This is a genomic window from Mycolicibacterium arcueilense (genome assembly GCF_058536225.1).
Window position 1 is genome coordinate 1,249,392 of the sequence record NZ_JBZTYL010000007.1, and the last position, 24,478, is coordinate 1,273,869.

The 24,478-nt window shown below is 67.5% G+C and carries 23 protein-coding genes; 18 read left to right on the forward strand and 5 right to left on the reverse strand.

Annotation, left to right across the window (positions count from 1 at the left end):
• Positions 1-52 precede the first annotated feature (52 nt).
• Both AC4LGL_RS10285 and AC4LGL_RS10290 read left to right on the forward strand, forming a co-directional pair.
• The gene (locus AC4LGL_RS10285) at positions 53-1,045 is read left to right on the forward strand and encodes a thiamine-phosphate kinase (RefSeq protein WP_491838611.1); all 993 of its coding nucleotides are present in this window, start codon (positions 53-55) and stop codon (positions 1,043-1,045) included.
• Between the two features lie 24 nt (positions 1,046-1,069).
• Positions 1,070-1,753, forward strand: coding sequence for a uracil-DNA glycosylase (locus AC4LGL_RS10290; RefSeq protein ID WP_491838612.1), 684 nt, complete (start codon positions 1,070-1,072; stop codon positions 1,751-1,753).
• Positions 1,754-1,758: 5 nt separating this feature from the next.
• Here the strand turns inward: AC4LGL_RS10290 and AC4LGL_RS10295 are convergent, their stop codons facing one another.
• Both AC4LGL_RS10295 and rpmB read right to left on the reverse strand, forming a co-directional pair.
• Positions 1,759-2,121 carry a hypothetical protein gene (locus AC4LGL_RS10295; protein WP_491838613.1) on the reverse strand — a complete coding sequence of 121 codons (363 nt, stop codon included), beginning with the start codon at positions 2,119-2,121 and terminating at the stop codon, positions 1,759-1,761.
• Between the two features lie 70 nt (positions 2,122-2,191).
• Positions 2,192-2,386 carry a 50S ribosomal protein L28 gene (gene rpmB, locus AC4LGL_RS10300; RefSeq protein ID WP_003881125.1) on the reverse strand — a complete coding sequence of 65 codons (195 nt, stop codon included), beginning with the start codon at positions 2,384-2,386 and terminating at the stop codon, positions 2,192-2,194.
• Positions 2,387-2,655: 269 nt separating this feature from the next.
• On the opposite strand from rpmB, the gene AC4LGL_RS10305 reads away from it, so the two are divergent.
• From AC4LGL_RS10305 to AC4LGL_RS10315, 3 genes are read left to right on the forward strand one after another with little or no spacing between them, the layout of a single operon-like run.
• A complete protein-coding gene (locus AC4LGL_RS10305; protein ID WP_491838614.1) occupies positions 2,656-4,281 on the forward strand; it encodes a fatty acid kinase ATP-binding subunit FakA in 1,626 nt (541 codons plus the stop codon).
• Positions 4,281-6,503 carry an ATP-dependent DNA helicase RecG gene (recG, locus tag AC4LGL_RS10310; protein WP_491838615.1) on the forward strand — a complete coding sequence of 741 codons (2,223 nt, stop codon included), beginning with the start codon at positions 4,281-4,283 and terminating at the stop codon, positions 6,501-6,503. The genes AC4LGL_RS10305 and recG overlap by 1 nt, the downstream gene beginning before the upstream one ends.
• Positions 6,500-7,207, forward strand: a complete 708-nt coding sequence (locus AC4LGL_RS10315) for an HNH endonuclease family protein (RefSeq protein ID WP_491838616.1) — start codon at positions 6,500-6,502, stop codon at positions 7,205-7,207. Before recG ends, AC4LGL_RS10315 begins: the two co-directional genes overlap by 4 nt.
• Here AC4LGL_RS10315 and AC4LGL_RS10320 read toward each other — a convergent pair.
• Both AC4LGL_RS10320 and AC4LGL_RS10325 read right to left on the reverse strand, forming a co-directional pair.
• Positions 7,204-8,046, reverse strand: a complete 843-nt coding sequence (locus AC4LGL_RS10320; RefSeq protein WP_491838617.1) for an aldo/keto reductase — start codon at positions 8,044-8,046, stop codon at positions 7,204-7,206. The two genes, AC4LGL_RS10315 and AC4LGL_RS10320, sit on opposite strands and share 4 nt — an antisense overlap.
• 5 nt (positions 8,047-8,051) lie before the next feature.
• Complete coding sequence (locus AC4LGL_RS10325) at positions 8,052-8,879, reverse strand: aldo/keto reductase (protein ID WP_491839321.1); 828 nt, start codon at positions 8,877-8,879, stop codon at positions 8,052-8,054.
• Between the two features lie 13 nt (positions 8,880-8,892).
• Here AC4LGL_RS10325 and AC4LGL_RS10330 point away from each other — a divergent pair, with 13 nt between their 5' ends.
• The 10 genes from AC4LGL_RS10330 to mutM all read left to right on the forward strand — a co-directional run bounded on the left by AC4LGL_RS10330 (position 8,893) and on the right by mutM (position 19,201).
• On the forward strand, positions 8,893-10,029 hold the full coding sequence (locus AC4LGL_RS10330; protein ID WP_491838618.1) for an alpha/beta hydrolase: 1,137 nt from the start codon (positions 8,893-8,895) through the stop codon (positions 10,027-10,029).
• A gap of 27 nt (positions 10,030-10,056) precedes the next feature.
• Positions 10,057-10,890, forward strand: a complete 834-nt coding sequence (locus AC4LGL_RS10335) for a DsbA family protein (protein WP_491838619.1) — start codon at positions 10,057-10,059, stop codon at positions 10,888-10,890.
• A complete protein-coding gene (locus tag AC4LGL_RS10340) occupies positions 10,887-11,522 on the forward strand; it encodes a vitamin K epoxide reductase family protein (protein WP_491838620.1) in 636 nt (211 codons plus the stop codon). The genes AC4LGL_RS10335 and AC4LGL_RS10340 overlap by 4 nt, the downstream gene beginning before the upstream one ends.
• 34 nt (positions 11,523-11,556) lie before the next feature.
• Positions 11,557-14,988: a pyruvate carboxylase gene (locus AC4LGL_RS10345; RefSeq protein ID WP_491838621.1), complete on the forward strand. Its 3,432-nt coding sequence runs from the start codon at positions 11,557-11,559 to the stop codon at positions 14,986-14,988.
• On the forward strand, positions 14,985-15,539 hold the full coding sequence (rsmD, locus tag AC4LGL_RS10350) for a 16S rRNA (guanine(966)-N(2))-methyltransferase RsmD (protein ID WP_491839322.1): 555 nt from the start codon (positions 14,985-14,987) through the stop codon (positions 15,537-15,539). Before AC4LGL_RS10345 ends, rsmD begins: the two co-directional genes overlap by 4 nt.
• Positions 15,540-15,579: 40 nt before the next feature.
• Positions 15,580-16,056: a pantetheine-phosphate adenylyltransferase gene (coaD, locus tag AC4LGL_RS10355; RefSeq protein ID WP_491838622.1), complete on the forward strand. Its 477-nt coding sequence runs from the start codon at positions 15,580-15,582 to the stop codon at positions 16,054-16,056.
• Between the two features lie 162 nt (positions 16,057-16,218).
• On the forward strand, positions 16,219-16,956 hold the full coding sequence (sepIVA, locus tag AC4LGL_RS10360; protein ID WP_491838623.1) for a cell division protein SepIVA: 738 nt from the start codon (positions 16,219-16,221) through the stop codon (positions 16,954-16,956).
• A 65-nt stretch (positions 16,957-17,021) separates the two neighbouring features.
• On the forward strand, positions 17,022-17,639 hold the full coding sequence (locus AC4LGL_RS10365; protein ID WP_491838624.1) for a YceD family protein: 618 nt from the start codon (positions 17,022-17,024) through the stop codon (positions 17,637-17,639).
• The gene (rnc, locus tag AC4LGL_RS10370) at positions 17,636-18,328 is read left to right on the forward strand and encodes a ribonuclease III (protein WP_055112814.1); all 693 of its coding nucleotides are present in this window, start codon (positions 17,636-17,638) and stop codon (positions 18,326-18,328) included. Before AC4LGL_RS10365 ends, rnc begins: the two co-directional genes overlap by 4 nt.
• Before the next feature lie 6 nt (positions 18,329-18,334).
• A complete protein-coding gene (gene mutM / locus AC4LGL_RS10375; protein ID WP_491838625.1) occupies positions 18,335-19,201 on the forward strand; it encodes a bifunctional DNA-formamidopyrimidine glycosylase/DNA-(apurinic or apyrimidinic site) lyase in 867 nt (288 codons plus the stop codon).
• A 22-nt stretch (positions 19,202-19,223) separates the two neighbouring features.
• Here mutM and AC4LGL_RS10380 read toward each other — a convergent pair whose 3' ends face one another.
• Positions 19,224-20,012 carry an Rv0361 family membrane protein gene (locus AC4LGL_RS10380; protein ID WP_491838626.1) on the reverse strand — a complete coding sequence of 263 codons (789 nt, stop codon included), beginning with the start codon at positions 20,010-20,012 and terminating at the stop codon, positions 19,224-19,226.
• A gap of 138 nt (positions 20,013-20,150) precedes the next feature.
• Between AC4LGL_RS10380 and AC4LGL_RS10385 the strand changes: the two genes are divergently transcribed.
• From AC4LGL_RS10385 to smc, 3 genes are read left to right on the forward strand one after another with little or no spacing between them, the layout of a single operon-like run.
• Entirely contained in the window at positions 20,151-20,558 is a 408-nt protein-coding gene (locus AC4LGL_RS10385; protein ID WP_135359906.1) for an OsmC family protein, read from the forward strand.
• Positions 20,555-20,860 (forward strand): acylphosphatase, encoded by a 306-nt coding sequence (locus tag AC4LGL_RS10390; RefSeq protein WP_491838627.1) that lies wholly within the window; start codon positions 20,555-20,557, stop codon positions 20,858-20,860. Before AC4LGL_RS10385 ends, AC4LGL_RS10390 begins: the two co-directional genes overlap by 4 nt.
• A gap of 26 nt (positions 20,861-20,886) precedes the next feature.
• The gene (smc, locus tag AC4LGL_RS10395) at positions 20,887-24,474 is read left to right on the forward strand and encodes a chromosome segregation protein SMC (RefSeq protein WP_491838628.1); all 3,588 of its coding nucleotides are present in this window, start codon (positions 20,887-20,889) and stop codon (positions 24,472-24,474) included.
• The last annotated feature ends 4 nt before the right edge of the window (positions 24,475-24,478 follow it).

Below are 24,478 nucleotides of genomic sequence, written 5' to 3' on the forward strand. Positions count from 1 at the left end.
GCAGGTCGGGTCCGGGCTCTCAGGACACGGCGGCCGACCGGCAGGAGGCGATATGACCGGCGAGACGATCGGCGACAATCCCGGAGACGACGACGGCGACACCCTGGCGGGCGCGGGGGAATTCGTGGTCATCGACCGCCTGGTGGCCGGCCGCACACAAGCCGAAGCCGTGACGCTGGGCCCGGGTGACGATGCGGCCGTGGTGACCGCGCCCGACGGACGCACCGTCGTCTCCACCGACATGCTGGTGCAGGACCGCCACTTTCGGCTCGACTGGTCGACGCCGCACGATATCGGGCGAAAAGCCATCGCCCAGAACGCCGCCGATATCGAGGCGATGGGCGGGCGGGCCACCGCTTTCGTGGTGGCCTTCGGTGCACCGTCCGATACCTCTGTGGTTTCCGCGGCGGGACTGTCCGACGGGCTGTGGGATGAGGCTCGGCCGCTGGGCGCCAGCATTGCCGGGGGAGACCTGGTCAGCGCCCCGCTGTGGGTGATATCTGTCACGGTGCTCGGTGATCTCGGCGGCCGGGAACCGGTGCGCCGCAGCGGTGCCCGAGTCGGCGACACCGTCGCGGTGGCGGGTGAGTTGGGCCGCTCGGCGGCGGGCTTCGCGCTGTGGGTGCGCGGCATCGAAGGGCAGGACGGATTCGCCGAGTTGCGGCAGCGCCACCTGACCCCGCACCCGCCGTACGGCCAGGGCGCCCGCGCGGCCGACGCCGGGGCCACCGCGATGACCGATGTCTCCGACGGACTCCTCGCCGACCTGGGCCACATCGCGACGGCCTCCGGCGTCGGCATCGACCTGGACAGCGGCCTTCTCGACGCCGATCGTCTCGCGGTCACCGATGCCGCCATGGCAGTGGGAGCGGACCCGTGGGAGTGGGTGCTCGGCGGTGGCGAGGACCACGCGCTGGCCGCGACATTCCCCGGTGCGTTGCCACCAGGTTGGCGCGCCGTCGGGCGGGTGCTCGAAGGCCCGGCCAGGGTGCTCGTCGACGGCGCGCCGTGGGCCGGAAACGCGGGATGGCAGTCGTTCGACTAACGGCTCACGCTAAGTTGGCTTTCCGTGACTGCACGCCCCCTGAATGAACTTGTCGAGGACGGCTGGGCCCGCGCGCTCGCGCCGGTGGAAACGCATGTCGCGCAGATGGGGGAGTTCCTCCGCGACGAGCTCACCGAAGGCAGACGTTATCTGCCTTCGGGTCAGAATGTTCTGCGCGCCTTCACCTTTCCCTTCGACCAGGTACGGGTGCTGATCGTCGGTCAGGACCCGTACCCGACACCGGGGCATGCTGTCGGTCTCAGTTTCTCGGTGGGCGCCGACGTGCGCCCACTGCCGCGCAGCCTGTCGAACATCTTCAGCGAGTATTCCGAGGATCTGGGCTACCCGCAGCCGGCCAACGGTGATCTCACCCCATGGGCGCGACAGGGCGTGATGCTGCTCAACAGAGTGCTGACGGTGTCGCCGGGCACTCCGGCCTCGCACCGGGGCAAGGGCTGGGAAGCGGTGACGGAGTGCGCGATCCGGGCGCTCGTCGCACGTGAGCAGCCGATGGTGGCGGTGCTGTGGGGCCGTGATGCCTCGACGCTCAAACCGCTCCTGGCCGAAGGCGACTGCGAGACCATCGAATCGCCGCACCCGTCGCCGCTGTCGGCATCGCGGGGATTCTTCGGGTCACGCCCGTTCAGCCGGGCCAACGAACTGCTGCAGCAGAAAGGCGCCGACCCGATCGACTGGCGGCTGCCCTGACCTGGTCAGGGCATCGGGATGGCCGGCGGCGCGGGAATCGCCGGCGGCGCCGGGATCGGCGGGGGTGAGGGGATACCCGGTGAGGGGATCTGGACGGTCATGTCGCCGTCACCGCCGCCGTTGCCGGGAGGAACGGGCATCTCAGCCGACGGCGACGCAGGTGCGGGCGATACCGGAGTTTCGATGACGGTGGTCTCGGTATGGGTCGCCGGACCTTCCGAGGTCACCGGAGCCTCCGTCGTCGTGGGAGTCTCCGAGGTGGTGTTGCCATCGGAACTGGTGCCGCCGCACGCGGACAGCACGAGACCGGCCGCGACTGCGGCCGCAAATGCACAGAGCGGTGAGTACGATGCGCGACGTGAGGTCATGACGACAGGAAATACCCTGCCGTCACCTCAGGTAAACAACGGCGTCGCGCACCGAATCAGGCGCGCGTGACTAGCCGCGCGAGACCTTGCCGGCCTTGATGCAGGAGGTGCAGGCGTTCACGCGCTGCTTGTTGCCACCCGGACGCGCCACGGCACGCACCGACTGGATGTTCGGATCCCAGCGCCGGCTGGTCCGCCGATGCGAGTGCGACACCGACTTGCCGAAGCCCGGGGCCTTTCCGCAGATATCGCACACGGCAGCCATATCAACAACTCCTCGAAATCAGTACTTGGGGGGCTGGGCCCGCTCGCCGCAAACGGCGGGGCTCGACCCGACAACCTGATCAGAATACCGGGAGGCCAGAGGATCGCCAAAACGGCTCGTGAACACGGCCCCAGGTTGTCCACAGCCGGCGGTGCTCTGATCGGGTTTGTCGCTGTCACTGGATAGGCTGGCGGTCACGGCGGTGTCTGCGCTGCACGGGGGATCGCACCGGGTTTCGGCGCTGATCTGATTTGGGATTGGGAGGTCCGATGTCGGCTCGGCGGTTGGACGCCCACGCTCTGCGGGCCTGGGCGCATACCGCCGTCGATGAGCTGATCGTGCACACCGATGAGATCAACCGGCTCAACGTGTTCCCGGTGGCTGATGCCGATACCGGCACAAACATGCTGTTCACGATGCGTTCGGCGTGGGCGCACGTCGACGGCGAGCCGGCCGATGCCGACATCACGGCAGTGGCGAGCGCGTTGGCGGCCGGAGCGTTGCAGGGGGCCCGCGGCAACTCCGGGGTCATCCTGTCCCAGATCCTGCTCGGCCTGGCCGAGGTCATCACCACCGCGGCGGCCCAGCGTGACGGTGATCTCACCGCGGTGGACGGCGCGCTGTTCGGGACGGCGCTGCGCCACGCCGCCGTCCTGGCCGTCGCCTCGATGGGTGAGCCCGTACCGGGGACCATCGTGTCGGTGCTGCAGGCGGCCGCCGAGGCCGGGGAGCGCTGCGCGGCTACTGGCGGCGACGTCGCTGATGTGGCGGCCGCTGCCGGTGAGGCCGCATCGGCCGCCCTCGATCGCACCCCGGAACAGCTCGACGTGCTGGCCAGGGCCGGGGTCGTCGATTCCGGTGGTCGGGGCCTGCTCGTGCTGCTCGACGCGATGACCACCACCCTGGCCGGCCACGCGCCTCGCCGGCCCGTCTACACCCCGGCCTCGCCCCAGGCCGCACTGGCGGCCGCGGCGGCACCCCCGCAGTTCGAGGTGATGTATCTGCTGAGTGGGTGCGGCGCGCCCGCTGTCGAGGGGCTGCGGGCAGCGTTGGAACAGATGGGTGAGTCGGTCGCCATTGCCGCCTCCGGCAGCGATCAGTACTCCGTGCACGTCCATCTCGACGATGCCGGCGCCGCGGTCGAGGCCGGGCTGGCGGTGGGGTCGCTGAACCGCATCCAGATCACCGCGCTGACCGTCGCGGCGGGCGTCAGACCCGCCGGCGGATGGACCCGTGAGCGGGCTGTGCTGGCCGTGGTCGACGGGGACGGCGGCGTCGAACTGTTCGCCGGTGAGGGGGCGCAGGTGTTGCGGCCCGAAGCGGGTGAGCCGATCAATGCGCAACAGTTGTTGCGTGCCCTGATCGATGTGGGGGCGGCCCAGGTGATGGTGTTGCCCAACGGGTATGTCGCCGCCGAGGAACTCGTGGCGGGCTGCACCGCCGCGATCGGTTGGGGCATCGACGTGGTGCCGGTGCCGGCCGGTTCGATGGTGCAGGGGTTGGCGGCGCTGGCCGTCCACGACGAGGGACGGCAAGCCGTCGACGACGGGTACACCATGGCGCGCGCCGCTGCGGGGGCGCGGCACGGTGCCGTGCGGATCGCCACCGAGGAGGCGTTGACCTGGGCAGGCACCTGCAAGCCGGGTGACGGGCTCGGCATCGCCGGCGACGAGGTCCTGATCGTCGGGTCTGATCTCACCTCCGCGGCCGCAGGGTTGATCGATCTGATGATGGTGGCCGGCGGAGAGCTGATCACGGTGCTGACCGGTGACGGTGTGGACGATGAGGTCGGAAAGGCGCTGCAGGCCCACGTCCACCGGGCACACCTCGGCGCGGAGTTGGTGACGTATCACACGGGCCACCGCGGTGACGCCCTGCTGATCGGGGTGGAGTAGTGGTCAGCCTCGGCGAACGCCTCGAGTTCGTCCTCGGCAAAAAGGGTGCCGACAAGCTCTTCGACAATTTCGGCTTGCGCACCGTCAACGACCTGCTGCGCCACTATCCACGCAAGTACAGCGAGGGCATGTCGGTCCGCGGCGAGGACGATGCGCTGGACCTCGAGGAAGGCGAACACGTCACGTTCGTCGATGAGGTGACCGAGACCAAAGACGGGTTGATGCGCGCTCAGCCCGGCAAACGCGCCCGCAAATGGCTGCGCGTCACCCTGGGAGAACACCGGCCCAAGGTGACCGCGACGTTCTTCAACGCTGGCTGGATGATCGACCAACTGCCCACCGGTACCCGGATCATGTTGTCGGGTGAGGTCGGATTCTTCAAGGGCACAATGCAATTGACGCATCCGGCCTACCTGGTTCTGGATTCGCCCACCGGAAAGACCCCTGGCAGCAAGGCGATGAAGGCGATCGCCACCAGCTCAGGTGCCACCGGCGACGAGTTGCTGGCGGCCTTCGAGCGCGACTTCTTCCCAATCTATCCGGCCAGCGCCAAGATGCAGAGCTGGGACATCTATGCCTGCGTGCGTCAGGTGCTCGCTGTGCTGGACCCCGTCGCCGATCCGCTTCCGGAATCATTTGTGCGCGAGCGGGATCTGATGAGCGAGGACGAGGCGCTACGGGCCATCCACCTGGCCGAGAACTCGGCTGACCGGGATCGGGCCATCGAGCGGCTGACCTACGACGAGGCCATCGGTCTGCAGTGGGGGTTGGTGGCCCGGCGCTACGGCGAGCTCAGCGAATCCGGGCCCGTTGCGCCGCGCAGGGCCGACGGGCTTGCCGCCGAGATGTCGACCCGCCTGCCGTTCTCGCTCACGCAGGGGCAGGCCGAGGTGCTCGACGTGATCTCGGATGAGCTGGCCTCGACGCGGCCGATGAACCGGATGCTGCAGGGCGAGGTGGGCTCGGGCAAGACCATCGTGTCGGTCCTGGCGATGCTGCAGATGGTCGATGCGGGCTACCAATGTGCCCTGCTGGCGCCGACGGAAGTGCTTGCCGCCCAACATGCCCGGTCGGTTCGCGACGTCCTGGGTCCGCTGGCCATGGCAGGCCAGCTCGGTGGCGCCGAGTACGGTACCCGAGTTGCGCTGCTGACTGGTTCGATGACGCCGCAGCAGAAGCGTGAGGCTCGCGGCGAAGTGGCTTCCGGCGCGGCCGGCATCGTCATCGGCACCCACGCGCTGCTGCAGGACGCGGTGGAGTTCCACAACCTCGGGATGGTCGTGGTCGACGAGCAACACCGGTTCGGGGTGGAGCAGCGGGATACCTTGCGTGCCAAGGCACGTGACGGGGTGACCCCCCATCTGCTGGTGATGACGGCCACGCCGATTCCGCGCACGGTGGCACTGACCGTCTACGGCGACCTCGAGACCTCGACGTTGCGTGAGCTTCCCCGCGGTCGCCAGCCTATCACCACCAACACTATCTTCGTCACGCAGAAGCCGACCTGGCTGGACCGGGCCTGGGCCCGGATCCGTGAGGAAGTCGGCGCCGGACGTCAGGCCTACGTGGTGGCCTCGCGCATCGACGAATCCGACAAGGACAACGGCGAAGGCGGGCCCCCACCGGTCACGGTCCTTGAACTGTTCGACCGACTCGGCGCAGGACCTCTGGCGGGGTTGCGTCTCGGCCTCATGCACGGCCGGCTGTCCGGGGAGGACAAAGACCTGGTCATGGCCGCGTTCCGCGCGGGGGAGATCGATGTTCTGGTGTGCACCACGGTGATTGAGGTCGGCGTCGACGTCCCCAATGCCACGGTCATGGTGGTGATGGATTCCGACCGGTTCGGGATCAGTCAGCTCCATCAGCTGCGCGGCCGGATCGGTCGTGGTCAGCATCCCAGCCTGTGCCTGCTCGCCACCCGGCTGCCGGAGACCTCGAAGGCGGGCGAACGGATCAAAGCTGTCGCCGCCACGCTCGACGGGTTCGCCCTGGCCGATCTCGATCTGCAGGAGCGTCGCGAGGGGGATGTGCTGGGGCTCAACCAATCCGGGCGCACGATCAATCTGCGCTTCCTGTCGCTGGCCGACCATCTGGGCGTGATCACCGATGCCCGGGAGTTCTGCGAGTCGGTGTATGAGAAGCGGCCTGACGATCCCGGGATGGCACTGCTGGCAGCGCAATTCGTCGACACCGACCGCGTCGAGTACCTGGACAAGGCATGACCCGCCGCCGGATGTGGTGGCTGGCCGCAGCCGTCGCACTCGCGGTGGTCGTCGCCATCCAGGTGACCTGGTCGACGCAACGCTCCGTCCGGTTCACCGCCGGGGCCCAACCGCCCAGCGTGGCGGCCGGGGTCGATGTGTTGGCCGGAGTGCCCGAAGTGCCGGTGCGGGTGCGTGGCAACGACTATCGCCGCGCGGCATTCGGCGAGTCGTGGGACGACGACAACAGCGCACCCGGTGGTCACAACGGCTGTGACACCCGCAACGACATTCTCAATCGTGACCTCGTCGACAAGACGTTCGTCGCGATCAAACGGTGTCCGACTGCCGTGGCGACCGGCACGCTGCACGACCCGTACACGAATGCGGTGGTGTCGTTCGTCCGCGGCAATCAGACGGGGGCCTCGGTGCAGATCGATCACATCGTGCCGCTGGCGTTGGCGTGGGACCTGGGCGCCCGGAACTGGCCCGACGACCTGCGGTTGCGGTTCGCCAACGACCCGGCGAACCTGCTGGCGGTGGCCGGTAAACCGAACCAGGAAAAGGGCGACCAGGAGCCTGCGCACTGGATGCCGCCGAACCTGGCGTTTCGGTGCCAGTACGCGGTGCAGTTCGTCGAGGTGCTGCGCGGGTACGCGCTGCCGGTCGACACCGCCTCGGCCGGGGTCCTGCGTGAGGCGGCCGGGACCTGCCCTACGGGCTAGCCCGTGAAGGTCGCCGGGTCGGGCCGGAACCGGGTGCCGTCGTCCAGGCTGCTGAGGCTGTCCATCTGCTCGGCGGTCAACTCGAAGCCGAACACGTCGAGATTGGAGGCGATCCGTTCCGGGTTGGTTGAGCGGGAAATCACGCTGTTGCCCAACTGGATGCTCCAGCGGATCAGCACCTGCGCCGGCGTTCTGCCGTGCGCCTCGGCGATGGCGGTGACGGCCGGGTTGTCGAGCAGGTTGCCGACGCCGAGCGGGCTGTAGGCCTGCGTCGTGACGTTGTACTGGGCGTTGGCGGCACGCCAGGCACTCTGATTCAGCAGCGGGTGCAGCTCGATCTGGTTGACCGCAGGCGCGACGAAGGTCAGGTCGACGATCGTCGACAGGTTCTCGGGGCTGAAGTTGGACACTCCGGTGGAGCGGGCCAGTCCGGCCTGCTTGAGCGCCATCAGCCCACCCCAGCTGTCGACGAACTTGCCGATGTCGTTGCCCGGCCAATGAATCAGGTACAGGTCCACGTAATCCAGGCCGAGCCGCTCCAGGCTGGCCCGCCCGGCGTCCTGGGACGACGTGAAACCGTGATCGGTGATGGCCAGCTTGGTGGTGACCGAGATCTCCTCGCGCGGAATCCCCGAGGCCGCAATGGCACGGCCGACGCCGGCCTCGTTGTCATAGGCGGCCGCGGTGTCGATCAAGCGGTGACCGGCCTCTAGTGCCGCCGATACCACGCGCTCCGCCTCGGAGTCCGAGAGTCCGCCGACACCCAAGCCGACGACCGGGATCGTGCGGTCGTCATTGAGCGTGACGGTGGGAATCGCAGCCCCGTCGGAGGAGGTCATGGCACCTATCCTGTGAAGTTGAAGGTTCGGGGGTCGGGTCCCAGGCGAGTGTCCGTCTCCAGCGAGGCGATGGCCGACATATCCGACTCGTCCAGATCGAAATCGAACACGTCGAAATTGCTGACAATCCGCTCGGGGTTCACCGACTTGGGGATGACGATATTACCCAGATGTATATGCCACCTAATCAGTACCTGTGCGGGGGTTTTACCGTGCCGTTCGGCGATGCCGGTGATCACCGGATCGGTGAGCAGTGAGCCCTGGCCCAGCGGGCTCCACGCCTCGGTGGCGATGCCCAATCTGGCGTGTACCTCGCGCAGCTCGTGTTGCGGTAGCAGCGGGTGCAATTCGATCTGATTGACCGCGGGCACGATGCCGGTGGCGTCGATCAGCACATTCAGGTGTTCGGGCGCGAAGTTGCTCACCCCGATTGACCGGATCCGGCCCTGATCACGCAGGTGCGCGAAGGCCTTGAAGGTGTCGACGTAGGCATTGTTGGCCGGGACCGGCCAGTGGATCAGATACAGGTCGAGGTAGTCGACGCCGAGCCGCTCCAGGCTCGCGTCGAACGCGGCCAGCGTCGAGTCGTATCCCTGATCGCTGTTCCACAGCTTGGTCACCAGGAACACGTCTTCACGGGGGACCCCGGAGTCAACCAGGCCGCGGCCGGTTTCGGCCTCGTTGCGGTACGCGGCGGCGGTATCGATGTGCCGATAGCCTGCCTGCAGGGCCGCGCTCACCGCGCGCACGGTCTCCTCGGCAGGGGTCTGCCAAACCCCCAACCCGACTTGCGGTACCGAATTACCGTCGTTCAGCGTGACACGAGGACTCACAGAGGGAGCAGCCATGACTGAAAGTCTGCCAGGCGGGCCGGCCCCGGGTGGACCTGGTGGCCACAGCCGGGAGGCGGTCAAACAGGCGGTGCTCGAGCGGGCGACCGAGTTCAGCCTGGCGGCGATCCCGCGGATTTCCGACCGGACCAAGCGCCTGCTGCTGGGCGGGCGTTCGGTGGTGGTCGACGGCAACACCCTGGACACCACGCTCCAATTCACTCTCGCCGCCCAGCGTGCGGCGGGGGTCGGAGGCCTGGTCGCCGATTACAGCCCGGAGTCCGGCGTCGCGGTTTCGCGAGCCGCGCTGCGGGCCACCGCGGCCATGATGAAGGCACGGATCCGCGCAGATGTGACCGAAATGTCGATTCCGGGTCCGGCCGGGCCCGTCCCGGCGCGACGCTACGTCCCGGACGGCACCGGATCCCCGGGCACGTCGGCGCTGTTGCTGTACTTCCACGGCGGCGGTTTCGTGATCGGCGACCTCGACACCCATGACAACCTGTGCCGGCTGATCTGCCGGGACGGTGGCATCCAGGTGATCTCCGTCGACTACCGCCTCGCGCCCGAGCACAAGGCGCCGGCGGCCGTCGACGACGCCTACGCGGCCTATCGCTGGGCGCTCGACCATGCCGCGGGTCTGGGGGCCACACGCATCGTCGTCGGGGGAGACAGTGCCGGCGGCAACCTGGCTGCCGTGGTGGCCCAACAGGCCCGCGACTCGGAACTGCCGCTGCCCGCGCTGCAGTTGCTGCTCTACCCCGTCACCGACTGGTCGAGCGAGACGCGATCCAAGACGCTGTTCTCCGACGGCTTCTTCCTGCAGAAACGCGACATGGACTGGTTTGCCGCGCATTACCTCGATGGCGCCGAGGTGTCCGCGAACGACCCGGCGGTGTCACCGCTGCTCAGTGAAGATCTCTCCGGCCTGCCCCCCGCGCTGGTGGTCACGGCCGGGTTCGACCCACTGCGGGACGAGGGAAACCGGTATGCGAGGGCCATGCAGGATGCCGGGGTGGTCGTGGACCTGCGCGAAGAACGGTCGATGATCCATGCGTTCGCCAACTTCTTCCCGCTGGGCGGCGGCAGTGCCACCGCGACGAGCGCAATGATCTCGGCCCTGCGCGCACATCTCAGCCACGCCGAAAGCTGACCTGTCGGCGCCGGTACGCTTGTCGACGTGGCCAAACCGAAGAAGACCGCGAAGTACGACCTCAAGGCGGCTGACCGCAAGCGCAACCTGTTCGTTCAGATCGGGCTGACAGCCGTGGTGGTGGTGTTCGCCGTCGGCCTGGTGCTCTACATCGTGACGACCGGCCACAAGCGGCCGGCCACCGGGGAGGCCAGGGCGATCCACGTGGCCGCACCCAGCGTGGTCACCAAAGAGGGGACATCTGAGCCCAAGGTGACGCTGAGCCTCTACGAAGATTTCCTGTGCCCCGCTTGCGGGATGCTCGAGCAACAGTTCGGTCCGACCATCAACAAGCTGATCGACGCGGGCGCCGTGGCCGTCGACTACCACATGGTCGCGATCCTGGACAAGGCCGGCAACGGCTACTCGTCCCGGGCCGGGGGTGCCGCCTACTGCGTCGCCGACGAGTCCAATGACGCGTTCCGCCGCTTCCACTCCGCGCTGTTCACGCCCGGGATCCAGCCGGAAGAGGGCGGCGGCGTCTACCCGGACAACGCCCGGATCATCGAGTTGGCCCGCCAGGCCGGTGCCGCCGGTGATGTCCCCGACTGCATCACCAAGGCTCGCTACGTGGAGATGGTGCAGGGCATGGCCGCAGCCACCGAAATCCATTCGACGCCGACCGTCAAGTTCAACGGTGAGGACTACAGCCCCAGCACGCCCGACGCGCTGATCGCCAAGGTCAAGGAGATCGTCGGTGACCTGCCGGCGCTGAACGGCCCCGCTCCCGCACCGGCCGCGCCCGCTCCTGCACCCGGCGCACCGGCGGCCCCCGCACCCGCGCCCGGCGCACCGGCAGCCCCCGCTCCGGCCCACCCATGAGTGACGCCGCAGCGCCCGAGCTCGACGAACTCGGCGATTCCGGGGCCGAGAAGGCCCCGGGCGTCGCTGTCGGCAAGCCCGCTGCGATCTGGATACTTATCGCCGGTGTCCTCGGGCTGGCGGCGGCACTGGCGCTGACGGTCGAGAAGATCGAGCTGTTGATCGATCCGAATTATGTGCCGTCGTGCAGCATCAACCCGGTCATCTCCTGCGGCTCGGTGATGACCACCTGGCAGGCATCGGTCTTCGGGTTCCCCAACTCGCTGATCGGGGTGGTCGCGTTCACGGTGACCCTGGCCACCGGCGTGCTGGCGCTGGCAGGCGTTCGGCTGCCCCGGTGGTACTGGGCGGGGATGGCGGCTGGGAGCCTGCTCGGTGCGGTCATGGTGCACTGGCTGATCTTCCAGAGTCTCTACCGCATCGGGGCGCTGTGCCCGTACTGCATGGTCGTGTGGTCGGTGACGATCCCGCTGCTCGTGGTCACGAGTTCCATCGCGCTTCGACCGCTGCACACCAACGCGGTCGCCCGGGCGATCTACCAGTGGCGGTGGTCGCTGGTGGCACTCTGGTTCACCTCACTTGTGCTGTTGATCTTGGTGCGTTTCTGGGAATACTGGTCAACGCTGCTGTAACACTTCCGAAATAACTTGTCGGTTAGGTCTACCCGTGATTTCCAAGCTGTTAGTCGCCAATCGTGGCGAGATCGCGATCCGTGCGTTTCGCGCTGCTTATGAGATGGGCATCGCGACGGTGGCGGTGTATCCGTATGAGGACCGCAATTCGCTGCACCGCCTGAAGGCCGACGAGTCGTATCAGATCGGCGAGATCGGCCATCCGGTACGGGCGTACCTGTCTGTTGAGGAGATCATCAGGGTCGCCAAGCATTCGGGTGCGGATGCGGTGTATCCGGGTTACGGGTTCCTGTCGGAGAATCCGGAATTGGCTTCGGCGTGTGCGGAGGCGGGCATCACGTTTGTGGGGCCCTCGGCGCAGGTTCTGGAATTGACCGGTAACAAGGCGCGGGCGATCGACGCCGCGCGGGCAGCGGGCCTGCCGGTGCTGGCGTCCTCGGCACCGTCGTCGTCGGTGGATGAATTGGTCGCTGCGGCACGGGATATGGAGTTCCCGTTGTTCGTCAAGGCGGTGTCCGGTGGCGGTGGGCGCGGTATGCGCCGGGTGACCGATCCCGAGGCGCTGCCCGAGGCGGTGGAGGCGGCTTCGCGCGAGGCCGAGTCGGCGTTCGGCGATCCCGAGGTGTACCTGGAGCAGGCCGTCATCAACCCGCGCCACATCGAGGTGCAGATCCTGGCCGACACGCAGGGCAATGTGATGCACCTGTTCGAGCGGGATTGCAGTGTGCAGCGGCGCCACCAGAAGGTGATCGAGCTGGCGCCGGCGCCGAACCTGGATCCTGCGCTGCGCGAGCGGATTTGCGCGGATGCGGTGGCTCTGGCCCGCCAGATCGGCTACAGCTGTGCGGGCACCATGGAGTTCCTGCTCGACGAGCGTGGGCATCACGTGTTCATCGAGTGCAATCCACGAATTCAGGTGGAGCACACGGTGACCGAGGAGATCACCGATGTGGACCTGGTCGGTTCGCAGCTGCGGATCGCGGCGGGGGAGACGCTGGCCGATCTGGGTTTGAGCCAGGACTCGCTGGTCATTCGCGGGGCCGCGATGCAGTGCCGGATCACCACCGAGGATCCGGCCAACGGATTCCGTCCGGACACCGGCCGGATCACCGCCTACCGGTCACCCGGGGGTGCGGGTGTCCGCCTGGATGGCGGCACCAATGTCGGGGCCGAGGTACTGGCGCACTTCGACTCGATGCTGGTCAAGCTGACCTGCCGCGGGCGTGATTTCTCCACTGCGGTGGCGAGGGCCCGCCGCGCGCTGGCGGAGTTCCGCATCCGCGGCGTGTCGACGAACATTCCGTTCCTGCAGGCCGTGATCGAGGATCCCGATTTCCGGGCCGGACGGGTCACCACGTCGTTCATCGATGACCGTCCGCAGCTTCTGACCGCGCACACGCCTGCCGACCGCGGCACGAAGATCTTGAACTACCTGGCCGATGTCACGGTGAACAAGCCCAACGGTGAGCGGCCCTCGGCGGTGTATCCGCAGGACAAGTTGCCTGCGTTGGATCTGTCGACGGTGCCGGCGGCGGGGTCCAAGCAGCGTCTGATCGAGTTGGGGCCCGAGGGGTTCGCGGCGTGGATGCGCGACAGCAAAGCTCTCGGGGTCACCGATACGACGTTCCGTGATGCGCATCAGTCGTTGTTGGCCACTCGGCTGCGGTCGACGGGGTTGCTCAAGGTCGCGCCCTATGTGGCGCGGATGATGCCGCAGTTGTTGTCCATCGAGTGTTGGGGTGGCGCGACCTACGATGTGGCGCTCCGGTTTTTGAAGGAAGATCCGTGGGAGCGGCTGGCCGCCCTGCGTGAGGCGGTGCCCAACATCTGTCTGCAGATGCTGCTGCGGGGTCGAAACACCGTGGGATACACGCCGTATCCGGAGTTGGTGACTGAGGCGTTTGTAGAAGAAGCAGCGGCGACCGGCATAGATATCTTCCGGATCTTCGACGCGCTCAACAACGTCGAGTCGATGCGTCCGGCGATCGACGCGGTCCGCGAGACCGGCACCGCCATCGCCGAAGTGGCCATGTCCTACACCGGGGACCTGTCTGACCCGGGCGAGAACCTGTACACGCTGGATTACTACCTGAAGCTGGCCGAGCAGATCGTCGACGCCGGCGCACATGTGCTGGCGATCAAGGACATGGCCGGACTGTTGCGCCCGCATTCGGCGCACCTGCTGGTGGGCGCCTTGCGGTCGCGGTTCGATCTGCCGGTGCATGTGCACACCCATGACACCCCCGGTGGGCAGTTGGCGACGTATCTGGCGGCCTGGCAGGCCGGCGCGAGCGCGGTCGATGGTGCCGCGGCGCCGTTGGCCGGCACCACCAGCCAGCCGGCGTTGTCCTCGATCGTGGCCGCAGCCGCGCACACGTCGTTCGACACCGGGTTGTCGCTGAGCGCTGTCTGCGATCTCGAGCCCTACTGGGAGGCGCTGCGCAAGGTGTACGCGCCATTTGATGTTGCGGCATCCGGTCCGCCTTCTCCCACGGGACGGGTCTACACCCATGAGATCCCCGGCGGGCAGCTGAGCAATCTGCGACAGCAGGCGATCGCACTCGGTTTGGGGGATCGGTTCGAGGAGATCGAGACCGCCTATGCCGCCGCCGATCGGGTGCTGGGCCGGTTGGTGAAGGTGACCCCGTCGAGCAAGGTGGTGGGGGACCTGGCGTTGGCGTTGGTGGGGGCCGGGGTCAGTGCGCAGGAGTTCGCTGCGGATCCCGCCAAATACGACATTCCCGACAGCGTGATCGGATTCCTGCGCGGTGAGCTCGGTGACCCGCCGGGTGGATGGCCGGAGCCGTTGCGCACCAAGGCACTTGAGGGCCGGGGGCCGGCCAAGCCGATCCAGGAACTCTCGGTCGAGGACGAGGCACTGCTGGCTGCGCCCGGACCGAAACGTCAGGCGGCGTTGAACCGGTTGCTGTTCCCGGCGCCGACCAAGGAGTTTGAGACACACCGCGAGACCTACGGTGACACCTCCGGACTGAGTGCCAATCAGTTCTTCTACGGGCTGCGCTACGGCGAGGAGCACCGGGTCGAGCTGGAGCGCGGTGTGCAGTTGCTGATCGGACTGGAGGCGATCTCCGATGCCGACGAGCGCGGCATGCGCACGGTGATGTGCATCCTCAACGGGCAACTGCGTCCGATCACGGTGCGCGACCGCAGCATCGCCAGCGAGGTTCCTGCCGCCGAGAAGGCCGACCGCAACAACCCCGACCATGTCGCGGCGCCGTTCGCCGGTGTGGTCACCGTCGGTGTGGCCGCAGGCGACACGGTCGAGGCCGGCGCCACCATCGCCACCATCGAGGCGATGAAGATGGAAGCCGCCATCACCGCGCCCAAGGCCGGCACCGTCGAACGTGTCGCGGTGGCCGCCACCGCCCAGGTCGAGGGCGGCGACCTGCTGGTCGTGGTAACCGGTTCGGCGGGCCGGAGCGAAGCAACCGGGGAATCGACCTGACCCGCATCATTGCGGGCGCGCTCGGAGGCCGTCGGATTGCGGTGCCCCGCAGCGGTACCCGGCCGACTTCAGATCGGGTCCGCGAAGCCGTGTTCAACGCCTTGACGGCGCGGCTGGATTTCGCCGGACTGTCGGTGCTGGATCTGTACGCCGGCTCGGGGGCGCTTGGGCTGGAAGCACTTTCGCGTGGTGCGACGTCGGCCACCTTTGTCGAGGCGGATGCGCGGGCGGCCGCGGTCATCGCCGAGAACGTCACCGCGCTGGGCGTGCGGAACGCGGCGGTGCGCCGGGGCAACGTCGACGTGGTGTTGGCCGGGGGTGCCACGCGGCCGGTCGATCTGGTGTTCGCCGACCCGCCGTACGACCTCGGTGACGCCGCGGTCGACGCGATGCTCACAACGCTGGTCGCTGCCGGTTGGGTCGCCGCGGGCACCCTCGTCCTGGTGGAGCGACGGTCGTCGAGCCGGCCGGTGAGCTGGCCGGAAGGCTGGGATGCGTTGAGTGCCCGCCGCTACGGTGACACCCGCGTCGAACTCGCCGAAGTGGGCTAGCAGGTCGGTCGCGGCGACGGGGCCTGTAGCGTCGTCACCCATGAGTGGCGCGGTATGTCCCGGCTCCTTCGACCCGGTGACCCTTGGCCATATCGACATCTTCGAGCGTGCGGCAGCGCAGTTCGACGAGGTTGTGGTGGCGATTCTGGTGAATCCCAACAAAAAGGGAATGTTCGACCTCGACGAGCGAATGGCGATGATCGCCGAATCGACCACGCATCTGCCCAACCTTCGGGTCGAGTCGGGTCAGGGTCTGGTGGTCGACTTCGTCAAGGACCGCGGCCTGACCGCGATCGTCAAGGGTCTGCGCACCGGCACCGACTTCGAGTACGAGCTCCAGATGGCGCAGATGAACAAGCACGTCGCCGGCGTCGATACCTTCTTCGTGGCCACCACCCCGCAGTACTCGTTCGTCTCGTCGTCACTGGCCAAGGAAGTGGCCACCCTCGGTGGTGACGTCTCGGCGTTGCTGCCCGAACCGGTCAATCGCAGGCTGCAGGAGAAGCTCAACCGCTAGCCCCGTCGAGGTCGGCAATTCGCACATCAGCCCACGTTGGGCAGCAAAAGCGGCAAACCCAGGTGAGCAAGCCCGTCGGCGACACACCGATTGTGCTCCCAAGTCACAGGCGTAACACCAGGCACACTGGTCACTGACAACGACGACCTGGAGGGTTTTGCCGTGTACCGAGTTTTTGAAGCGCTCGACGAGCTCGGCGCGATCGTCGAAGAAGCGCGCGGTGTGCCGATGACGGCCGGCTGCGTGGTGCCCCGCGGTGATGTCCTCGAGCTGATCGACGACATCAAGGACGCGATCCCCGGTGAGCTCGACGACGCACAGGACGTGCTGGATGCGCGTGATTCGCTGCTGCGCGAGGCCAAGGAACACTGCGAGTCGGTGATGGGCAAGTCGAACGCCGACGCCGACGGCATGCTCAATCACGCCAGGGGCGAGGCCGACCGGTTGCTGTCCGACGCGAAGGCACAGGCCGATCGGATGGTCGCCGAGGCCCGTCAGCACAGCGAGCGCATGGTCGGGGAGGCGCGCGAAGAGGCAGCGCGGCTCGCGGCCGCGGCGAAGCGGGAGTACGACGCGAGCACCGGCCGGGCCAAGGCCGAGGCCGATCGGCTGACCGAGAACGGCAACATCTCCTACGAGAAGGCCGTGCAAGAGGGCATCAAGGAGCAGCAGCGTCTGGTGTCGCAGACCGAGATCGTCTCGACCGCCACCGCCGAGGCCACCCGGCTCATCGACGCGGCACATGCCGAAGCCGATCGGCTGCGCGGCGAGTGCGACATCTACGTCGACAGCAAACTGGCCGAGTTCGAGGACTTCCTCAACGGCACGCTGCGCTCCGTCGGCCGCGGACGTCACCAGCTACGCACGACTGCGGGAACGCACGACTACGCCACCCGCTGACGACCGTGGGTGGCGGTCGGCGCACTGCGTCGTGGTGTGGTCAGACCCCGCCGTAGGATCGATGCATGGCGACGCATGCGAAATCGGCTGGGCGGGGAGGGCCTGAACGGCGCGGAGGTGCCCGATCGCCGCTGGTGATCGACGTCTCGCGACTCGGCCGGCGGCCGGGTTCGTTCCTGGCACACCAGGAGACGGTGCCGAGTCCCGTGCGGATCGGGGCCGAGCTGGTCGCCATCGAGAAAGGCGCACCGCTCGAACTCGACCTGCAACTGCAGTCGGTATCCGAGGGCGTGCTGGTCAGTGGGACCGTATCGGCGCCCACGGTCGGTGAGTGCGCGCGCTGCCTGACCAAGCTCACCGGCGACGTCGAGATCGACCTCACCGAGTTGTATGCGTACCCGGACAGCGCCACCGACGAGACCACCGAGGCCGACGAGATGGGCCGGGTGGGCGCCTCGGGTCAGGCCGACACCGTCGACCTGGAACAGCCGATCATCGATGCCGTCGGAATGGCGTTGCCGTTCTCCCCGTTGTGCCGTCCGGACTGCCCCGGGCTGTGCCCCGACTGCGGGGTCGCGCTGGCCACCGCAGAGCCGGGCCATCACCACGACAAGATCGATCCCCGCTGGGCCAAGCTGGCCGCCATGCTGCCCGACGACGAGCAGCCCGGGGGCAAGAAGTGACCGATTCACACGCGGCGCTGCTGGCCGCGCTGGGCGTCGATATCCCCGCCGAACTGCTCACCATCGCATTGACGCATCGCAGTTACTCGTACGAGAACGGCGGCCTTCCCACCAACGAGCGGTTGGAGTTCCTCGGAGATGCCGTACTGGGGTTGACGATCACCGAGGAGCTCTACCACCGCCACCCCGAACGCTCCGAAGGTGATCTGGCCAAGCTTCGCGCCAGCATCGTCAACACCCAGGCACTGGCCGATGTCGGCCGTGGGCTCACCGAAGGCGGGCTGGGCAGCCACCTGTTCCTGGGCAAGGGCGAAGAGAACTCCGGCGGGGCCGACAAGTCCAGCATTCTTGCCGATGGCGTCGAATCCCTGCTCGGCGCAATCTATCTGGAGCACGGCCTGACTACTGCCCGTGAGGTCATCCTGCGGTTGTTCGGTGAGCTGCTCGATACCGCGCCGACGCTCGGAGCCGGGTTGGACTGGAAGAGCAGCCTGCAGGAGTTGACCGCCTCGCGCGGGCTCGGTGCGCCCACCTATGTGGTGACCTCCACCGGGCCCGATCACGACAAGGAATTCTCGGCTGCCGTGGTGGTGGCCGATGTCGAATACGGCAGGGGCGTCGGGCGCAACAAGAAAGAGGCCGAGCTCAAGGCCGCGGCCGCGGCGTGGACCGCACTCGACAATGCGTGAGCACCGATGCCCGAGCTGCCAGAGGTAGAGGTCGTCCGCCGCGGGCTGCAGGAACATGTTGCGGGCAAAACAATTTCGGCGGTACGCGTGCATCATCCGCGTGCCGTCCGTCGGCACGAGGCCGGTCCCGCCGACCTGACCGCCCGACTCCTCGGGGCCCGTATCACCGGAACGGGACGTCGCGGTAAGTATCTCTGGTTGACGCTGGCCGACGACGACGATCAGGACGAGACCGAAGCGTTGGTGGTGCATCTGGGGATGAGCGGCCAGATGCTGCTGGGGCCGATCCGTGATGACCGGCATCTGCGGATCGCCGCGCTGCTCGACGACGGCACGGCGCTGAGTTTCGTCGACCAGCGTACGTTCGGCGGCTGGCAGCTGGCCGAATTGGTGACGGTCGACGGCACCGCCGTGCCGCAACCGGTCGCGCACGTGGCACGCGATCCGCTCGACCCGCGCTTTGACCGCGACAAGGTGGTTACCGTGTTGCGGCACAAGCATTCTGAGATCAAGAGGCAGCTGCTCGACCAGACTGTGGTGTCCGGTATCGGCAACATCTACGCCGACGAGGCACTGTGGCGGACCAAGGTCAACGGCGCCAGGACCGCTGCGCTGCTGACCCGGCGTCGGCTGGGGGAGCTACTCGATGCAGCCGCGGACGTTATGACCGATGCGTTGGGTCAGGGCGGCACCTCGTTCGATTCGCTGTACGTGAATGTCAACGGCGAATCCGGTTATTTCGAGCGGTCATTGGATGCCTACGGCCGCGAAGGGGAGCCGTGCCGACGGTGCGGCGCGGTCATGCGCCGCGACAAATTCATGAACCGGTCATCGTTCTACTGCCCGAAGTGTCAGCCCCGTCCGCGGGGCTGACCCGAGCCTCATCGGAAGCAGATCAGGGCATGCTGGGCATGCCCGGCATGTCGGACATGCAGATCTTCCACGATCCGCTTTCCTTGCGCAGGTACAACTTGCCGGGGCCCGCGCTGCTCGAGATGTCGACGGTGGCCTTGCTGCCGTTCACCGTGATCTTGGTGATCTCCGCCGACCCGCTGCTGTCGGTTGTCTTCGGAATGTCGATCGCGTCCAGGCCGCCGATCTTCTTGAACAGGTCCTGATCCGCCTGGCAGAAGTAAGGCAGGGCCTCTTTGAGGTCACCGGAACTCGACATCACCTCGTCGAGGAAAGCCCGCACCTCTTTCTCGGCATCGCTGGAACCGGAGGACTGCGACGAGCCTGCGCTGTTGCGGCCCCCGCTCGAACCCGAATCGCCGTTCAACGCGAAGATCAGGACGCCGCCGACAATGACCACCACGGCCAGTACGGCGGCGCCGATCGCCAACCACATGCGGTTGCCGCCGCCGGGCGGCTGCGGGGTGGGGTATCCGTACGGCGACTGCGGCGCCCCGTAGGGCTGCTGGGCTCCGTAGGGCGCCCCGTACGGCTGGGGTGCACCGTAAGGCGCTCCATATGGAGGCTGAGGCTGTTGCGGCGCTCCATACGGTGAGCCGTACGGCTGTTGTGGCTGCTGAGGTGCCCCGTAAGGGGAGCCGTACGGCTGCTGCTCGGGGTTTCCGGCAGTGTTCGGATATCCCTCTGGCCCGCCCGGCTGCTGGTACGGCTGCTGCCACGGCCCGGGCGCTCCCGACGGCGGGGTGGGCGGATTGCTCGGCGGATAGGTCACAGTGCTCCTCAGCGATGTCGGTGTGCCGAGTCTATCGTCGCTGCCTGTGTCGCCGCCGTGTCCAACGGGGGGCAGTTGACCGATCCGACGGCGATTACCCCTGGAATAACTGCGTATCGCGGCGTGTAGAAATACCGCATGACCGAACTTTGGGTTGACCGCACCGGTGTGCGCAGGTATGTCGGACGCAGTTCGCGCGGTGCAGAGGTACTCGTGGGCAGTGAGGACGTCGAGGGCGTGTTCACCCCGGGGGAGCTGATGAAGATCGCCCTGGCGGCGTGCAGCGGAATGTCCAGTGACCAGCCCCTGCGCCGGCGCCTGGGTGACGACTACCCGGCGACGATCCGGGTGTCGGGACCGCCCGACCGGGAGCAGGAGCGCTACCCGCTGCTGGAGGAGAAACTCGAAATCGACGTATCGGGCCTTTCGGAGGCCGAGGTGGCCCGCGTGTTGACCGTCGTCGAGCGCGCCATCGACCAGGTCTGCACGGTGGGCCGCACCCTCAAATCCGGCACCGAGGTGAAATTCGAGGTCGCCACGCGATGAATGGACCGGAACTCCCCGCCGGGCCCGACACCGAGGTGCGTCTGAGCGCCTGGGTGCATGGCCATGTGCAAGGCGTGGGGTTTCGGTGGTGGACCCGGTCGCGCGCGCTGGAACTCGGCCTGACCGGGTTTGCTTCGAATCGGCCCGACGGCCGGGTGCATGTGGTGGCGCAAGGGCCACGCGGGAAATGCCAGCGATTGCTCGAGCTGCTACAGAGCGGGGAAACCCCGGGGTCGGTGGATCACGTCGTCGCAGATTGGGCGGATGCCGACGCCCCGATGGCGGGGTTCATCGAACGGTAGCCGGGTCGGCGGTAGGGTTTGACTCCGTGCACCTCAAGAGTCTGACGCTGAAAGGCTTCAAGTCTTTCGCCTCGCCGACGACTCTGCGCTTCGAACCCGGGATCACCTGCGTCGTCGGCCCCAATGGATCGGGCAAGTCGAACGTCGTCGACGCCCTGACCTGGGTGATGGGAGAGCAGGGCGCCAAGACGCTGCGCGGCGGCAAGATGGAGGACGTCATCTTCGCCGGCACGTCCTCACGGGCACCGCTGGGCCGCGCCGAGGTGACGCTGACCATCGACAACTCCGACAACGCGCTGCCGATCGAATACTCGGAGGTGTCGATCACCCGCCGGGTGTTCCGTGACGGCGCAGGCGAATACGAGATCAACGGCAGCAGTTGCCGATTGATGGACGTGCAGGAGCTGCTGAGCGACTCCGGCATCGGCCGCGAGATGCACGTCATCGTCGGCCAGGGCAAGCTCGCCGAGATCCTGGAATCGCGTCCCGAGGACCGCCGCGCCTTCATCGAGGAGGCTGCCGGGGTTCTCAAGCACCGTAAGCGCAAGGAAAAAGCGGTCCGCAAGCTCGACTCGATGGCCGCGAACCTGGCCCGGCTGACCGACCTGACCACAGAGTTGCGCCGTCAGCTCAAGCCGTTGGGCCGCCAGGCCGAGATGGCGCGCCGGGCGGCGACGATCCAGGCCGATCTGCGCGACGCCCGGCTGCGCCTGGCCGCCGACGACCTGGTCAGAAGGCAGGTCGAATTCCACAACACGAACCAGGCCGAGACCACACTGCGTCGCGAGCATGACGAGGCGACCGTTCAGCTGGAAACCTCGACCGTCGAACTGCAGGCACACGAGGCCGCGGTGGCCGAACTGACCCGCCGCGCCGAGGCTGCCCAGCAGACCTGGTTCCGGGCCTCGGCACTGGCCGAACGGGTGAGCGCCACTGTGCGGATCGCGACCGACCGGGCGCAGCTGTTCGAAGCCGAGACGGAGGTTTCCACGGGGCAGGACCCCGAGGCCCTGGAGGCCGAGGCGAACGAGGTTGCCGAGCTCGAGATGGAGCTGCTCGGTGAGCTCGAGGAGTCGCGCATCGTCTTGGAGAGCGCCCGGGTCGAGCTCGCCGAGCGTGAGCAACTCGCCGCCGAGGCCGAACGGGCGCATCTGGCCGCGGCGCGGGCCGAAGCCGACCGCCGTGAAGGGCTGGCCCGGTTGTCCGGGCAGGTCGACACCATGCGCACCCGCGTCGAGTCGATCGACGACGGGGTCATGCGGATGTCGGTCAACATCGAGGAAGCAGCCACCAAAGCCCAACTGACACAGGCCGAGTTCGAGACCGTGCAGAGCCGGGTCAGCGAACTCGATGCCGGAGAAGTGGGTCTGGACGAGCAGCACGACCGCTCGGTGGCGGCTCTGCGGATCGCCGACGAACGGGTGGCCGAACTGCAGTCGGCCGAGCGTGCCGCCGAACGGCAGGTCGCCTCGCTACGGGCCCGCATCGAGGCGCTCTCCGTCAGCCTCGACCGGCGTGACGGTGCCGCCTGGTTGCAGAAGAACCACAGTGGCTCAGGGCTTTTCGGCTCCATCGGGGAATACCTGAAAGTCCAGCCGGGTCATGAGGTAGCAGTGGCCACGGTTCTCGGGGCGGCCGCCGACGCGCTGGCCGCCGAAGATTTCGGTGTGGCCGCCGCCGCCGTCGCCGCGCTCAAGGAGTCCGACGGCGGGCGGGCCGCTCTGTTGCTGGGGGACTGGAAGGTCAACGGCTCAGCCCCGTCGGGCACGCTTCCCGACGGCGCGATCTGGGCCAACGACGTGGTCAGCGTCCCGGACCGGCTGCGTGGGGCGATCACCGCGATGCTGGCCGGGGTGGCCGTGGTCAGCGATCTGCCCGCCGGCGTGCAACTGGTTTCGGCGCGCCCGGACCTGCGTGCGGTGACCGCCGACGGTGATCTGGTCGGTGCCGGCTGGATCAGCGGCGGGTCCGACCGCAAGCCCTCCACACTTGAGATCAGTTCCGAGATCGACAAGGCCCGACGCGAACTGGAGATCGTCGAGCGGCAGACCGGTGAGCTGGCGGCCGCATTGTCGGGTGCGTTGACCGAGCAGGCCGCCCGACAGGAGGCGGCCGAAGAGGCGATGGCCGCGCTCAACGAATCCGACTCCGCGATCTCGGCCATCTACGAGCAACTGGGCCGCTTGGGGCAGGAGGCCCGCGGCGCCGGTGACGAGTGGCAGCGGTTGATCCGCCAACGCGACGAGCTTGAGGCCGGACGCACCAAGACGGTCGAGGAACTCACCGAACTTGAGTCGCGGCTGCACAATGCCGAACAGCTTCCGATGTTCGAGGCCGAGCCTGTTGACCGGCAGGCCTCGATGGCCGCTGCCGAGGCGGCTCGTTCGGTCGAGGTGGAGGCCCGGCTGTCGGTCCGTACCGCCGAGGAACGCGCGAATGCGGTTCGCGGACGCGCTGATTCACTGCGCCGGGCCGCCGCTGCCGAGCGCGAGGCCCGGGTGCGGGCGCAGCGTGCCCGTGAGGCCCGTGAACATGCGGCGCGGGTCGCCGCCGCGGTGTCCGAGGCGGGACGTGTTGTGGCCCAACGGTTGAGTGCGGTGGTGGCGGTGGCGTCGCGGATGCGTGACGAGCTGGCCACCGAGCGTCAACTGCGTGCCACATCGCTGTCCCAGGTGCGCGAGACGGTCACCGAACTCAACGCGAAGATCACCCGACTCACCGATGCCCTGCACCGCGACGAGATGGCCAAAGCGCAAGCGTCACTTCGTATCGAGCAGCTTGAGGCACAGGTGCTCGAGCAGTTCGGGATGCCCGCGGCGGATCTGATCGCCGAATACGGCCCACAGATCGCGTTGCCGCCCAGCGACTTGGAGATGGCAGAGTACGAGCAGGCCCGTGAGCGGGGCGAGCAGGTCATGGCGCCCGCGCCGATGCCATTCGACCGGCCCACCCAGGAGCGGCGGGCCAAGAAGGCCGAACGTGAGCTCTCGGAGCTGGGCCGCGTGAATCCGCTTGCCCTGGAAGAGTTTGCCGCGCTGGAAGAACGCTACAACTTTCTCTCGACGCAGCTTGAGGACGTCAAGGCCGCGCGCAGTGATCTGCTCGATGTGATCGCCGATGTCGACACCCGGATTCTGCAGGTGTTCACCGAGGCCTATGTCGATGTGGAGCGCGAGTTCGAGCAGGTGTTCTCCACCCTGTTCCCCGGTGGTGAGGGACGGCTTCTGCTCACCAATCCCGCCGACATGCTCACCACGGGAATCGAAGTCGAGGCCAGGCCGCCGGGCAAGAAGATCAAGCGACTCTCGCTGCTGTCCGGCGGTGAGAAGTCGTTGACCGCGGTGGCCATGCTGGTGGCGATCTTCCGGGCCCGTCCGTCCCCGTTCTACGTGATGGACGAGGTCGAGGCCGCGCTCGACGACGTGAACCTGCGCCGGCTGATCAGCCTGTTCGAGCAGTTGAGGGAGAAGTCCCAGCTGATCGTGATCACTCACCAGAAGCCGACCATGGAAGTGGCTGACGCCCTCTACGGTGTGACCATGCGCGGTGACGGGATCACCACAGTGATCTCGCAGCGCATGCGGGGACAGGAACTGGCCGCCAGCTCAGGCTGATCCG